At 58.9% G+C, this 12,297-nt stretch carries 13 protein-coding genes; 4 read left to right on the forward strand and 9 right to left on the reverse strand.

From position 1 onward, the window contains the following. Nucleotides 1-30 precede the first annotated feature (30 nt). The 3 genes from NV64_RS00710 (at nt 31) to NV64_RS00720 (ending at nt 2,894) form a co-directional block, all read left to right on the forward strand. On the forward strand, nt 31-1,089 hold the full coding sequence (locus NV64_RS00710; RefSeq protein WP_101505088.1) for a sugar phosphate isomerase/epimerase: 1,059 nt from the start codon (nt 31-33) through the stop codon (nt 1,087-1,089). Beyond that, nucleotides 1,086-1,988 (forward strand): alpha/beta fold hydrolase, encoded by a 903-nt coding sequence (locus NV64_RS00715; RefSeq protein ID WP_101505089.1) that lies wholly within the window; start codon nt 1,086-1,088, stop codon nt 1,986-1,988. Before NV64_RS00710 ends, NV64_RS00715 begins: the two co-directional genes overlap by 4 nt. Nucleotides 1,989-2,294: 306 nt before the next feature. Then, nucleotides 2,295-2,894: an alpha/beta hydrolase gene (locus tag NV64_RS00720; protein WP_369878837.1), complete on the forward strand. Its 600-nt coding sequence runs from the start codon at nt 2,295-2,297 to the stop codon at nt 2,892-2,894. A gap of 113 nt (nt 2,895-3,007) precedes the next feature. Here NV64_RS00720 and NV64_RS00725 read toward each other — a convergent pair whose 3' ends face one another. Continuing rightward, on the reverse strand, nt 3,008-3,256 hold the full coding sequence (locus tag NV64_RS00725) for a hypothetical protein (protein WP_056237523.1): 249 nt from the start codon (nt 3,254-3,256) through the stop codon (nt 3,008-3,010). A gap of 32 nt (nt 3,257-3,288) precedes the next feature. Further along, entirely contained in the window at nt 3,289-3,546 is a 258-nt protein-coding gene (locus NV64_RS00730) for a YdgH/BhsA/McbA-like domain containing protein (protein ID WP_056237527.1), read from the reverse strand. 285 nt (nt 3,547-3,831) lie between these two features. On the opposite strand from NV64_RS00730, the gene NV64_RS00735 reads away from it, so the two are divergent. Further along, entirely contained in the window at nt 3,832-4,494 is a 663-nt protein-coding gene (locus tag NV64_RS00735) for a TetR/AcrR family transcriptional regulator (RefSeq protein ID WP_056237530.1), read from the forward strand. A 96-nt stretch (nt 4,495-4,590) separates the two neighbouring features. On the opposite strand, the gene NV64_RS00740 is transcribed toward NV64_RS00735, so the two are convergent. From NV64_RS00740 to NV64_RS00770, 7 genes are all read right to left on the reverse strand, one after another. Beyond that, nucleotides 4,591-6,060 carry a catalase gene (locus tag NV64_RS00740; RefSeq protein WP_056237532.1) on the reverse strand — a complete coding sequence of 490 codons (1,470 nt, stop codon included), beginning with the start codon at nt 6,058-6,060 and terminating at the stop codon, nt 4,591-4,593. Nucleotides 6,061-6,337: 277 nt separating this feature from the next. Further along, complete coding sequence (locus tag NV64_RS00745; protein WP_056237536.1) at nt 6,338-7,129, reverse strand: transporter substrate-binding domain-containing protein; 792 nt, start codon at nt 7,127-7,129, stop codon at nt 6,338-6,340. 19 nt (nt 7,130-7,148) lie between these two features. Then, nucleotides 7,149-7,817: an amino acid ABC transporter permease gene (locus NV64_RS00750; protein WP_056237538.1), complete on the reverse strand. Its 669-nt coding sequence runs from the start codon at nt 7,815-7,817 to the stop codon at nt 7,149-7,151. 23 nt (nt 7,818-7,840) lie between these two features. After that, on the reverse strand, nt 7,841-8,572 hold the full coding sequence (locus tag NV64_RS00755) for an amino acid ABC transporter ATP-binding protein (RefSeq protein WP_056237540.1): 732 nt from the start codon (nt 8,570-8,572) through the stop codon (nt 7,841-7,843). Nucleotides 8,573-9,446: 874 nt separating this feature from the next. Beyond that, complete coding sequence (locus NV64_RS00760; protein WP_056237542.1) at nt 9,447-10,259, reverse strand: MetQ/NlpA family ABC transporter substrate-binding protein; 813 nt, start codon at nt 10,257-10,259, stop codon at nt 9,447-9,449. 18 nt (nt 10,260-10,277) lie between these two features. Further along, nucleotides 10,278-10,946: a methionine ABC transporter permease gene (locus NV64_RS00765; RefSeq protein WP_056237545.1), complete on the reverse strand. Its 669-nt coding sequence runs from the start codon at nt 10,944-10,946 to the stop codon at nt 10,278-10,280. Then, complete coding sequence (locus NV64_RS00770) at nt 10,939-11,964, reverse strand: methionine ABC transporter ATP-binding protein (protein WP_101505090.1); 1,026 nt, start codon at nt 11,962-11,964, stop codon at nt 10,939-10,941. Before NV64_RS00770 ends, NV64_RS00765 begins: the two co-directional genes overlap by 8 nt. Between the last annotated feature and the right edge of the window lie 333 nt (nt 11,965-12,297).

Here is a 12,297-nt window from a genome sequence, read left to right on the forward strand (position 1 = left end):
TTGTCAATCAACAAACAACAGGGGTTCAGTATGCAAACCATTAAGGGTCCAAGCCTGCACCTTGCTCAGTACAGCGACGACGCGTTTCCGTTTAACAGTCTGGCGGCGGTGGCCGCATGGGCGCAGGAGAACGGCTTCCGGGCGCTGCAGATCCCGGCCTGGGACCGGCGTTTTATCGATATTAATCTGGCGGCGGAAAGTCAGTCGTACTGCGATGAAATCCGCCAGCTGCTGGCACGGCATCAGCTGCAAATCAGCGAACTGACCAGCCATATCTTCGGCCAGCTGATGGCGGTACATCCGGCCTATGATGCGCTGTGCGACAGTTTCGCCCCGCCGCATCTGCAGGGTAATCCCATCGCCCGCCAGCAGTGGGCGGCCGGTCAGATGCTGGCGGCGGTAAAGGCGTCGGCGCGCTTCGGGCTGACCGAACTTGGCACCTTCTCCGGTTCGCTGGCCTGGCCCTATATCTTCCCGTTCCCGCAGCGCCCCGCCGGGCTGGTAGAGACCGCGTTTGACGAACTGGCCCACCGCTGGCTGCCGATCCTTGACGCCTGCGACGCGCACAACGTCAATCTGTGCTTTGAGATCCATCCCGGTGAAGATCTGCACGATGGCATCAGCTTTGAGATGTTCCTGCAGCGCACCGGCCACCATCCGCGCTGCCGGATGCTGTTTGATCCCAGCCACTTTGTGCTGCAGCAGCTCGACTACCGCGCGTTTCTGGAGATTTACCAGCCTTACATCCGCATGTTCCACGTCAAAGACGCCGAGTTTAATCCGACCGGCCGTCAGGGAATGTACGGTGGCTATCAGCCGTGGGCCGACCGCGCCGGGCGGTTCCGTTCCACCGGCGACGGCCAGGTCGATTTTAAGGCCATTTTCGCCACACTAACCCGTCAGGGTTATGCGGGCTGGGCCACGCTGGAATGGGAGTGCTGCCTGAAAAACAAGCTGGACGGTGCACGGGAGGGCGCGGCGTTTATCCGCAGCCAGATTATTGAGGTTGCCGACACGGTATTTGACGACTTCGCTGCCGCACCGCTTGATCCGGTTGGCCTGCGTACGCTGCTGGGGATGACATCATGAAGACAATCTTTTCACCCGTCAGCCCCGATATGCTGCCGCAGGGCTGGCAGCACCACTATCCGCAGGTGTCCGGCCGTAAACTGCATCTGGTCACCGCCGGCGAGGGTAAACCGGTGCTGCTGCTGCCGGGCTGGCCGCAGACCTGGTACACCTGGCGCTATGTGATGCAGGCGCTGGCCGCGGCCGGCTTTCAGGCGATTGCTATCGACCCACCGGGTTGCGGGGAGTCAGACACGCCGGCGGCGGGGTATGACACCGGCGCGATTGCCGCCATCCTGCATCAGATGATGCTGCAACTCGGGCATCCGCGCTTTGCGCTGATCGGTCACGATATCGGGATGTGGGTCGGTTACGCGCTGGCGGCCGATTTTCCACAGGCGGTCGAGCGGCTGGTGCTGACCGAAGCGGTGATCCCGGGACTGGCCCCGCCGCCGCCGGTTTTTGTCGCGCCGGAAGAGAATATTTTCCTCTGGCACTTTATGTTTAATCAGCTGGCCGATCTGCCGGAAGCCTTAACCGTTGGCCGTGAACGGCAGTACCTCAGCTATATCTTCGACCGCTGGTCGTGGCGACGCGATGCGGTGGCGACAGAGGTTTATATCAACGCCTACAGCGCGCCAGGGAGGCTGCACGCGGGTTTTAACTACTATCGCGCGATCCCGGAAACGGTACAGCAGAATCTGCAGCGGGCGCAAACCCCGCTGGCGATGCCGGTGCTGGCCATCGGTGCCCGGCACGCCACCGCAGAGGCACCCTATCAGACGCTGCTGCCGGTGACCCGCGATTTGCAGCACGCCATCGTCGATGACTGCGGCCACTTTATTACCGAAGAGTGCCCGCAGGCGTTCTGCAATCTGCTGCTGCCGTTCCTGCAACAGGGAGCAGACCATGTCGCTTGATCCCGCCGTTGCCGCCTGGCTGGCGGCGCAATCCGGAGTCCCTGCCCCGCACACGCTGGCCGGGCTGCGTCAGGCCACCGATGCGTCACTAATCCGGCAACAGGGTGGCGATCGCGATGCGCACTATCAGCATCGCCTGAGCCTGCCCGCCGCGGACGGCACGCCGATCGCGGTGAGGATCTACGAACCCTATGCGCTGGCGAAGAGGCAAAACCGCCCGGCTCTGGTGTACGCCCACGGCGGCGGCTGGGGTCGCCTGACGCATGGGATCGCCCCTGCCGGCGGCTGGCGGAGGCCACCGGCTGTGTGGTGCTGTCGGTCGACTACCGGCTGGCGCCGGAGCATCCCTGGCCGCAGCCGCTGGATGATTTTTATGCTGCGCTGTGCGGCATTCACCTGCTGGCGGAACCGCTCCGGCTGGATCCCGCACGTATCGCGGTGGGCGGCGACAGTGCAGGCGGCAATCTTGCGGCGGCGGCCTGCCTGCTGGCTCGCCAGCGCGGCGGGCCCGGCATCTTCCACCAGCTGCTGCTATGGCCGGCACTGGATGCGACGATGAGCAGCGCGTCATATCAGTATTTCGCTACGGGCTATGGTTTAACGGCGGAAATGATGACGCGTTGCTGGCAGGGTTATACCGCGGGAGCTTCGCAACAGGAGCCGCTGCTGTCGCCGCTGGCGGCCACGCAGTTGCAGGATCTGCCGCCGGCGACCATTCTGAGCTGTGAATACGATCCGTTACGCGATGAGGCGGAAGCGTACGCCGCACGACTCGCCGACGCTGGCGTCAGGGTACGTTCTGAACGCCTGGCTGGGCAGATCCACGGCGCAATGCATATGACGGCGGTGACTTCACAGGCAGACCGCTGCTATGACCGGGCGGCGTTTCTTGAGAACCACCACTGATCCCCTTCCCCCCCACACCGGCCGGTATACCGTACCGGCAATCCACAGGCAAAAAAAACCACTGCATCAGAGATGCAGTGGTTTGCTGATTTTACCTGCCGGTCGCCTGGCGATTAACGATCGCTAATGGCAATCCCGTTCGCTTCATTCAGCCCCCACAGGGAGGCGGTGCGTAAAGTTGCCTGACGGGGTTGTGGTTTTCCCGTCAGTTGCCCGTCCAGTGACACCAGCGTGGTGCTGCCGGTGACGTTAGACACCACCGCAGAAACCGGTGGAAGTGCCCCCGCAGAAGATGCAGCCAGGCTGGCACCGGACAGGGTGCTCAGGATGACGGCAACAAGGGCTAAAGATGTGCTTTTCATAGTTCCCCCTGATGCACCATCACATTTTGCTGTTACTGGTAAATAACCGCAGTGCCGTGCAGTTTGTTATTGCCGGATGCTGAGGTGATACGGAATGATTTTGCACCGGCCTGCTCTGCTTTTGCTGCCAGACGCGCTTCAAGAGAAGTCAGGTTAGAGGCGCCGCTGGCGGATACCACGCCGATTTCCTGCTGCTGTTCAGGCGCGCTGCTGACCTGATCGGCGGCAAAACCGGCGAAAGAAACAGTAGTCAGGGCGATGGCGGCCAGGGTCATTTTGATGGTTTTCATGATTTTATCTCGCTTTGATTCGTTGATTTAAGGTTGCCGTCGTTATTTATTAACGATCGATAGGTAAATAATAAGCAGTGCGTGGCAACCCGTCAACACCATTTTATTAACGATCGATAACTTAATGGTTAAGATACTGAATTTACGTTGAATAAAGTTAGAATTTTTTGTTCTTACTGCTGTGAAAATCTGCGAGCAATGTCACTCGACAGGCGCATATAATATTTTTATACTGATTGATAACTTAATCTTTTGTGCGCTAATGCGAAGTGAGGAGTAATGACGATGACTGAGCAGGACGCCGTAACACGTAAAGGCCGTGGCCGGCCAAAAACCTTCGACCGCGAGGCGGCGCTGGATAAAGCGCTGGAGCTGTTCTGGCGGCACGGCTATGAAGCCACCTCGCTGGCCGATCTGGTCGCCGCCACCGGTGCCAAAGCGCCGACGCTGTATGCGGAATTTACCAATAAAGAGGGGATGTTTCGCGCCGCCGTCGATCGCTACACGGATAAATTTGCCAGCCAGAGCGAGGCGCAGCTGGTCTGCCCGGAGAGCTGCGTAGCCGGGGGAATCGAGAACTATTTTCGCACCACCGCCGCCTGCTTTACCGACGGTGAAAAGCCTGGCGGCTGCTTTTTGATCTGCACCTCCACCGGCCTGTCGGCCGACTCAACCGAGGTGGCGGAGATGCTGCGTAAAAAGCATCAGGGCCAGGAGGCACAGCTGCTGGCGTTTCTGCAGGGCCGTCAGGCGGCAGGCGAGCTGGATCCGCAGACCCACGTGCAGCAGCTGGCAAGTTATCTTGGCTGCCTGCTGCAGGGCATGTCGGTGCGCGCGCGCGAAGGGGCTTCCCGCGCGGAGCTGGATGGGCTCATCGATACCTTAATGCTGCAGTGGCCGCTGCTGAGCCGGCTGGGCTGCGACGCATCAGGCACCGAAACTGACTGAATCTCCGGGCGTGTACGTTACGCCCGGTTTTTTTACCGCGGGTAGATCGCCTGCAGGCCGGTTATGCCCGGGCAGCCAGGTCTGATGGCATGACCCTCAGCTGCGCTTTGCGCGTTCCGCCTGCACCTGCTGCGCGATACGGTCGCCTATCGTCCGATCGATTGCGCGCCAGTAATCAAAGGCGCGCGACAGCACCGGTTCTTCAACGCCGTTCAGCAGATGACCGCTGACGTTATTCACCAGCCGCTGACGGGCGGCGTCATCCATCACCTGATTAATCAGCGTATTAGCCTGACCTACGTCATCGTCATCGCGGCGCAGCGTGTAGGCCTGGCGCACCATCTCGCCGCTGGCCGGCCAGGCAGAATCGGTAGGATAACGCACGCCGTCGGCGGCCGGGCCGCCTTTAGAGTTCGGCGCATAGACCGGATCGCTGACCGGGTTAATCCGCATCGCACCGTCCTTGCTGTAGCTGTTGACCGGCGAGTGCGGTGCGTTGACCGGGATCTGCTTGTAGTTGACGCCCAGCCGTGCCCGGTGCGCATCGGCATAGGCAAAGATACGGCCAATCAGCATCTTGTCCGGGCTGAGGCCGATACCGGGGACCAGATTGTTCGGCTCAAACGCCGCCTGCTCGATCTGCGCGTGGTTATCCGTTGGATTACGATCCAGCGTCAGCCTGCCCACGCGAATTAACGGATAGTCAGCGTGCGGCCACACTTTGGTCAGATCGAACGGGTTAAAACGGTAGTGTTCCGCTTCGGCAAACGGCATCACCTGCATATACAGCGTCCAGCTGGGGTGCTCACCGCGCTTAATCGCTTCAAACAGATCGCGCGTATGGTAATCACCGTCCTGGCCGGCCAGCTGGTCAGCCTGCTCCTGCGCCAGGAACTCAACGCCCTGATCGGTTTTGAAGTGATACTTGACCCAGAACTTTTCCCCGGCGGCGTTAACCCACAGGTAGGTGTGGCTGGAGTAGCCGTTCATATGCCGCCAGCTTGACGGAATGCCGCGATCCCCCATCAGCCAGGTTACCTGATGGGATGACTCCGGCGACAGCGTCCAGAAGTCCCACTGCATATCGTTGTCGCGCAGGTTGTTATCGGCGCGGCGCTTCTGCGAACGGATAAAGTGCTGGAACTTCATCGGATCGCGGATAAAGAACACCGGCGTATTGTTACCCACCATGTCGTAATTGCCTTCCTCGGTATAAAACTTGATGGCAAAGCCGCGCGGGTCGCGCCAGGTATCAGGGCTGCCGCGCTCTCCCGCCACGGTGGAGAAACGCATTACCACGTCCGTTTTTACGCCCGGCTGAAACAGCGCCGCTCTGGTGTAGCGGCTGACGTCATCCGTTACCTGGAAATGGCCGAAAGCGCCGCTGCCTTTGGCGTGGGGCTGGCGTTCAGGAATGCGCTCGCGGTTGAAGTTGGCCATCTGTTCGATCAGGTAGTGATCGTGCAGCATAATCGGGCCATCAGGGCCGACAGTCAGCGAATGTTCATCGCTGGCGACCGGTATGCCAGCGTCGGTGGTGGTGGGTTTGCGGGGATCGTGGCTCATCGTTGTCTCCTGACGAATTGAAGAATCAACGGTTAAAGGTAGTTCAAACACCCACTTTTGGTGGGTGATTAGTGTACAAGCCGTTAAATAAGGCTGCCGGGCGGTGCAATCCGAGGTGGCATCACCACAAAACCATTCACCGCACGCTGCTGATACCACTGCGTCATGCGTTCCGCCAGTGAATCAGCCGTAGATAAAGCCGGAACCGGCGATCCATCGTCAGCCCGCGTAGCAGACTGTGGTTTCAGGGAACAGCGCCAGATGCATCGTCATAACGTTATCCTTTTGCAGGCTGATTGCTGACGGTAAGGTCACGCTCAAACCACTTTTCTGAAATCTTCTTCAGCGTGCCGTCGGCGCGCAGCTGTTCGATCGCCACGTCGACTTTTTTACGCAGCGCTTCACCGCGTTGATCCTTGCGGAACGGCAGCGCCACGGTTTTCTCACCGAAGGTTTCCCCCACCACCTTCAGCGGCAGGTTGCGGTGTTTAATCCGGCCCAGCAGCAGCACTTCACCGGAAACATAGGCGTCAACCTTGCCCTGCGCCACGCTGTTAATCACCACGTCAGAACCGTCAAAGGTCACCAGCCTGATTTTGTTTTCCGGATCAAATTCTTTCAGTACGTTGGCATAGTTGGAGCCGAGATCGGCGGCCACGGTCTTACCGGCCAGGTCTTTCAGCCCGTGCACGGTGGTATTGTTGACGCTCACCGCCAGCGCGGCGGCGGAGTAGTAATAAGGCACGCTGAAGTCATACTTCTCGCGGCGCTGCGGGGTATCAGCAAAGTTACCCACCGTATCCACCTTGCCGGTTTCCAGTGAGCCGAGCACCCCCACCCAGTCCGAGGTGACCCACTCAATTTTGTAGTGGATTTTGTCCGCCACTGCCATCAGGATTTCGGCGCTGAAGCCCTTCACCTGTTTGCCTTCCACAAAGTAGTGCGGATAGCCATCCGGCGTGGCGCCGACCCGCAGCACCGGCTGCTCCGCCGCGGAGTCAGCGGCCTTGTCGCAGCCGCTCAGCACGGCCAGCGCGCCGGCCAGCAGCGCAATTTTATAGCCTTTCATAACGTGATTTCCCGATGAGTCAGACGAGGTAAGGTTTGCCAACGGCCCGTTCCAGCCGGCGCTGCAGCGCGCTGAGCACGATGGTCAGCGCCCAGTAGATCAGGCCGACGGCAAAATAGGCTTCAAAGTACTTCAGTGATTCGGTGGCAATCAGCTTGCCGCCGGCCAGCAGTTCGCTGACGCCGAGGGTGAAGGCCAGTGAGGAGTTCTTGATCAGTCCAATCCAGATATTACCGGCCGCCGGCAGCGCGTTGCGCCCGGCCTGCGGCAGCACGATGCGCCGCGAGGCCTGGAACCCGCTCAGCCCGGACGCCAGCGAGGCTTCCCACTGGCCTTTATCCACCGAGTCGATGGCGGCGCGAAACACCTCGGCCAGATAGGCGGCGCTGTTCAGGCTCAGCCCGATAATCACCGCCCAGGTGGCGTTCAGGCTGTTCATCGCCGGAAACAGCTGCGGCAGGCCGAAGTAGATGATCAGCAGCTGCACCAGCACCGGCGTGCCGCGAAAGAAGGAGATATAAACCTGAGCGAAGACGGCCAGCGGCCGCGCGCCCCGCAGCAGCACCGCCAGGCCGATGCCCAGCAGCGTGGCCAGCACGATGGAGAACAGCGCGATATACAGGGTGACCGGCAGGTACGTCAGCAGCTGGGGGATCAGCGCCAGCATATAGTTCACATCAAAATTCATCAGCAAAACTCCCTTTTACCGGCTCAGGCAAACTCATGAAGAAAACGGTGCGCGCGGTGGTGCGCGCCGGCGTCAAACAGCTGGTCAGGGGCACCCTGTTCGATGATACGGCCCTGATCCATAAAGAAAATTCGCTGGGAGATGTCACGGGCGAAGCGCATTTCGTGGGTGACGATCAGCATGGTCAGCGCACGCTCCGCCAGGCTGGCGATCAGGTTAAGCACGTCGCGACGCAGTTCCGGGTCAAGTGAGGAGGTCGGTTCATCCAGCAGCAGCGCGGCCGGCTCCAGGCTCAGCGCACGGGCAATGCCCACCCGCTGCTGCTGCCCGCCGGAAAGGGTGACCGGATAGGCGTCGGCCTTATGCGCCAGCCCCACCTGGTCCAGCAGCTCCCTGCCCCTTGCTTCAGCATCACCGCGTGAAAAACCACGGCCGTAGATCAGCACTTCAGTGATATTTTCCAGCGCGGTTTTATTGCGGAACAGGTTGTAGTGCTGAAACACCATCGCGCTCTGGCGACGAAATTCTGCGGTGCCGCGGCGCGTTAAGCGCCCGGCGTCGATCTGCTTATCGCCGATCTGCAGCTGGCCGCTATCCGGTTTCACCAGCAGGTTGAGGCTGCGCAACAGGGTCGATTTACCGGAACCGGACGGGCCGATAATGGAGACAACTTCGCCCCGCTTCACGCTGAAGTTAATGTCGTTAAGCGCCTGGTAATCTTTGAATTTTTTATTTAAACCGCTAACGCTGATCATTGAGTTTTCCGCCCTTTTCACATGAAATTCAGTGTAACGCGGGCAAAAAAACAGGACGAATGATTAAAAAATATATGGTTAACCGGGAGATGGGTTAAGGCGAGAGGTCAGCGGACAGGACCCACGGTGCGCCGCAGTCAAAAGAGCAGGCAGGGAAATTCAGGGCGAAAAAAAACCCGACCTGGTAAGACGGGTTTGATTTCTGTTCCTGCTGTGGGTGGTGACCACGTCAGAAACTGTGCCACAGGCAATTTCAGCAAGAGGGTGATATTTTAGTCCTGAACCTGGTGCTGTCAATCTGTAAACCTCATCGAAGTGATGAAGCATGCTAATTGTCACGTGGGTAATTATCGCTATGATGTGCTGGCTGAGAAATGTAAGTCATGGCATTCAATCGGGTGGCAAAGCGTCAGGCGCTCAGATTTTCCCGTTCGGCAACAGGTGGTGCTGTCCGTTCTGCCTCCACCCCGTTGAGTGCCACAGACAATTTCAGCAAGATACGCGTCGTGAGGGAGACCCAAAGGCATAAGCGACGTGTGGCACTCTCCGCGTGATGGAGAACGCCCAAGTGATTAATCTGGCAACCATCCTGGTAACGTTGCAGATCGTTTACGTTACCCTGCAGATTATCGTTGCAGTCAGGCAACTGACCGGAAGCCCGTAAGGGCCAAAGGGACTTGAAACAAGGCGGGGGCGACCACCCCTGCCTTTTTTCGTGGAGTGTGGGAAATTCAGGGGGCGAAAAAAAACCGACCCGGTAAGACGGGTTTAATTTCGGTTCCTGTTATGGGTGGTGACCACTTCAGGCGTTGTGCTACGGGTATCTTCTTGCAAAAGTAAGCCTACCCCCGCCATCGATTGTGTCAACAGGTTATCAGTTGTTAACCGGGATCACCGCACCTTTGTACTTGGTGCGGATCCACTCCTGAATAGCTTTCGAGTGCAGCACGTCGACCAGCGCCTTGATGTCCGGCTTGTTCTCGTCGCCGCGGTGTACGGTGATGATGTTGGCGTACGGGTTGTTTTCACCGCTTTCGACGGCGATGGGATCTTTCACCGGGTTCAGGCCGGCGTCGATGGCGTAGTTGGCGTTGATCACCACCGCGTCGCCTTCGTCGTTGTTATACATCTGCGGCAGCAGCGCGCCTTCCACGTTCGCCAGGAACTTCAGCTTTTTCGGGTTTTCCACCACGTCGCTGATGCGCGCGTCAACCTTGCTGACGCCCGGCTTCAGCTTGATGACGCCGGCTTTCTCAAAGATCGACAGGATACGCCCCTCTTCGGCTACCGCGTCACGCATAATGATTTTGCCGTTCTGCGGCAGATCCTGCAGCGATTTGTACTTTTTAGAGTAGATGCCAATCGGCTCGATATGGATCGCACCGGCGCTGACGAAGTCATAGGTTTTGTCGCCCGCGTGATCTTTCAGCACGCTGTTCAGGTACGGGATGTGCTGGAAGTAGTTGGCATCGATATCACGGCTGGCCAGCGCGGTGTTCGGCAGGATGTAGTCCTGGAACGGTTTGATCTCCAGGTCAATGCCCTGCTTCGCCAGAATCGGTTTAGCCTGCTCCAGAATCTCCGCGTGCGGTACGTTAGAGGCGCCCACGGTCAGCGTGTCTGCCCATGCGCTCAGGCTCAGGGCTCCCAGGGTGGCCGCAGCCAGCAGCGTCAGTGTTTTTTTCATGTTTTAAGTTCCTAAAAGTTAACGTTTATCGAGCCGTGTAGTCAGTACATCACCTAAAAACTGGATAATAAACACGATCACCAGAATCATCACCGTTGCCACCAGCGTCACGTCCCCGTGGTTGCGCTGGAAGCCCTCAAGGTAGGCCAGGTTGCCGAGGCCGCCGGCACCGATCACCCCGGCCATCGCGCTGTAGCTGACCAGCGCAATCAGGGTGACGGTAATCCCGGAGACCAGCGCCGGCGAGGACTCCGGCAGCAATACGCGGAAAATCAGCGTGCTCAGGCGTGCCCCCATCGAACGCGAGGCCTCAATCACCCCTTTATCGACTTCGCGCAGGCCGATCTCCACCAGCCGGGCGTAAAACGGTGCCGCCCCGACGATCAGCGCCGGCAGCGCGGCGTCCGCACCGAGAATGGTGCCGATCAGCGCCTTGGTAAACGGGATCAGCAGCACGATCAGGATGATGAACGGAATCGAGCGGAACACGTTGACCAGCAGCGAAATCGTCGAGTAAATGGCCCGGTTCTGAAACAGGCCGCCGCGGGCGGTCAGGAACAGCGCCAGCCCGAGCAGAATACCGAGCACAAAGGTCGCCACGCCGGACAGCGCGGTCATATACAGAGTTTCAAGCGTGGCGTTCCACAGCTGGTCGAGCTTCAGGTGGGGAAACAGGGACTCAGACATGGCTTACCACCTCGACAGAAATTTCGTGAGCGTGCAGATCCGTAAGGATGCTCTCCAGCTGGGGACCGCTGGCCGGGACCTGCAGCCACAGCTCACCGAAGGTGCCGTTGCTGGTCTGGGTCATTTTGCCGTGCAGGATGTTGAACGGCAGCGCATATTTCAGCGTCAGTTCACCGACAACCGGCTCACGGGTGCTCTGGCCGACAAAGGTCAGCTTCAGCACGCTGCCCACCTCTGCATCCACCAGCGCCGGGTTAAACGGCGTGTCAGCATTGCTGTATTCGGTAGTCTGGCGAACGAACTGACGGGTAATCGGCTGCTGCGGATGGGTAAATACCGACAGCACTTCACCCTCTTCCACGATTCGCCCGGCTTCCATTACCGCCACGCGGTGGCAGATTTTGCGCACCACGTGCATCTCGTGGGTGATCAGCACGATGGTCAGCTTCAGCTGACGGTTAATATCTGACAGCAGGTCAAGAATGGCATCCGTGGTTTGTGGATCCAGCGCGGAGGTTGCCTCATCGCACAGCAGCACGTCCGGGCTGTTGGCCAGCGCGCGGGCGATACCGACGCGCTGTTTTTGTCCGCCGGAAAGCTGAGCGGGATAAGCCTGCTCTTTGCCGCTCAGACCAACCAGCTGGACCAGTTCAGCAACCCGGCGCTGGATGACCGCTTTTGGCGCACCGGCGATTTGCAGCGAAAAAGCGATATTCTCGCTGACGGTAAGCGACCACAGCAGGTTAAAGTGCTGAAACACCATGCTGATCTTCAGCCGCGCCTGGCGCAGCGCTTCGCCGCGCGCCCGGGCAATATCCTGCCCGGCGATGATCACGCTACCGGCGGTGGGTTTTTCCAGGCCATTCAGCAGGCGGATCAGCGTACTTTTACCCGCACCGCTGTAGCCAATAATGCCGTAAATCTGCCCCTGTTCCACACGCAGGCTGACGTCGTCTACGGCGGCGATCGGGCCGCTTCGGGCGTCGAATGTTTTGGATACGTGACGTAATTCAATCATCTGAGCTCTGTTTTTCTGCCGTAGATCAGCAAAATATGCTGATTAATTAATCTGATTATCGGTCGGGAATTATCGATAGCATTAATTGCTAAGCGATAGTAAGCAGCGGTGAAATAGTTGGAAACGACTGAAATGCTATGGCTTATAACGAAATGACATATCAAGGGCGCGGAGCGGATGAACAACAGGCTTTCTGCCGACGTTTACTGACGTCAGCCGCCTGTTCCGGCCTGTGCCGGGATGAGGACCAGGATAGACACTGCTCAGCCCACGCCCCAGTCAGAGTCAGAGTCAGAGTCAGAGTCAGAGTCAGAGCAGGTTAGCCCCCCCCCC

This window comes from Erwinia sp. B116, from assembly GCF_002865965.1.
Lineage (GTDB): Bacteria > Pseudomonadota > Gammaproteobacteria > Enterobacterales > Enterobacteriaceae > Erwinia.

Bases quoted from the DNA above. Each gene is read 5' to 3' on its own strand.
- NV64_RS00745 (WP_056237536.1), bottom strand. From the start codon at position 7,129: ATGAAAGGCTATAAAATTGCGCTGCTGGCCGGCGCGCTGGCCGTGCTG.
- NV64_RS00730 (WP_056237527.1), bottom strand. From the start codon at position 3,546: ATGAAAACCATCAAAATGACCCTGGCCGCCATCGCCCTGACTACTGTT.
- NV64_RS00740 (WP_056237532.1), bottom strand. From the start codon at position 6,060: ATGAGCCACGATCCCCGCAAACCCACCACCACCGACGCTGGCATACCG.
- NV64_RS00710 (WP_101505088.1), top strand. From the start codon at position 31: ATGCAAACCATTAAGGGTCCAAGCCTGCACCTTGCTCAGTACAGCGAC.
- NV64_RS00755 (WP_056237540.1), bottom strand. From the start codon at position 8,572: ATGATCAGCGTTAGCGGTTTAAATAAAAAATTCAAAGATTACCAGGCG.
- NV64_RS00750 (WP_056237538.1), bottom strand. From the start codon at position 7,817: ATGAATTTTGATGTGAACTATATGCTGGCGCTGATCCCCCAGCTGCTG.
- NV64_RS00715 (WP_101505089.1), top strand. From the start codon at position 1,086: ATGAAGACAATCTTTTCACCCGTCAGCCCCGATATGCTGCCGCAGGGC.
- NV64_RS00735 (WP_056237530.1), top strand. From the start codon at position 3,832: ATGACTGAGCAGGACGCCGTAACACGTAAAGGCCGTGGCCGGCCAAAA.
- NV64_RS00765 (WP_056237545.1), bottom strand. From the start codon at position 10,946: ATGTCTGAGTCCCTGTTTCCCCACCTGAAGCTCGACCAGCTGTGGAAC.
- NV64_RS00760 (WP_056237542.1), bottom strand. From the start codon at position 10,259: ATGAAAAAAACACTGACGCTGCTGGCTGCGGCCACCCTGGGAGCCCTG.
- NV64_RS00725 (WP_056237523.1), bottom strand. From the start codon at position 3,256: ATGAAAAGCACATCTTTAGCCCTTGTTGCCGTCATCCTGAGCACCCTG.
- NV64_RS00770 (WP_101505090.1), bottom strand. From the start codon at position 11,964: ATGATTGAATTACGTCACGTATCCAAAACATTCGACGCCCGAAGCGGC.